Origin of the sequence: Pseudomonas protegens (assembly GCF_003732485.1) — a bacterium.
GTDB classification, from domain to species: domain Bacteria; phylum Pseudomonadota; class Gammaproteobacteria; order Pseudomonadales; family Pseudomonadaceae; genus Aquipseudomonas; species Aquipseudomonas protegens_B.
The window spans coordinates 57206-58050 of the sequence record NZ_MOAK01000088.1; the positions used below are offsets into that span (position 1 = coordinate 57206).

Here is an 845-nt window from a genome sequence, read left to right on the forward strand (position 1 = left end):
ATGGGATGCTCCCTGTGCTACCAATTCGTTTGTCGTGAACCTCAGGCATCAGGCCTGCGGTGACATCATTCTGTTTGTAGGAGCCGGCTTGCCGGCGAAGAGGCCTTGAAGCCCTGCGTCGCCCTTGCGGACGCCTTCGCTGGCAAGCCAGCTCCTACGCAAGCCAGCGTCCACACAAGCCAGCCGATCAGCTGTCCAGTGCCTTGTATTTTTCCCGCAGGTGGTTACGGATCCACACGGCCGACAGGTTGAGCGTGGCGATCACCAGCACCAGCAGCAGCGCGGTGGCGTACACCAGCGGCCGCGCCGCCTCGACGTTGGGGCTCTGGAAGCCGACGTCATAGATGTGGAAGCCCAGGTGCATGATCTTCTGGTCCAGGTGCAGGTACGGGTAGTTGCCGTCCAGCGGCAGCGACGGCGCCAGTTTCACTACGCCCACCAGCATCAGCGGCGCCACTTCACCGGCGGCACGGGCCACCGCGAGGATCATGCCGGTCATCATCGCCGGGCTGGCCATGGGCAGCACGATCTTCCACAAGGTCTCGGCCTTGGTCGCGCCCAGGGCCAGGGAGCCTTCACGCACGGTGCGGGGAATCCGCGCCAGGCCTTCCTCGGTGGCCACGATCACCACCGGCACCGCCAGCAGCGCCAGGGTCAGGGAGGCCCAGAGCAGGCCCGGGGTACCGAAGGTCGGCGCCGGCAGGGCTTCGGGGAAGAACAGACGGTCCACGGAACCGCCCAGCACGTAGACGAAGAAGCCCAGGCCGAACACGCCGTAGACGATGGCCGGAACCCCCGCCAGGTTGTTCACGGCGATGCGGATCACCCGGGTCAGGGTATTCTGC

Annotated in this window: 1 protein-coding gene; it reads right to left on the minus strand. The window is 65.8% G+C overall.

Annotation, left to right across the window (positions count from 1 at the left end; translation table 11 throughout):
- Nucleotides 1-187 precede the first annotated feature (187 nt).
- A partial coding sequence (locus BLX41_RS33930) for a PstA family ABC transporter permease (RefSeq protein WP_185073881.1) occupies nucleotides 188-845 on the minus strand: 658 nt, incomplete at its 5' end.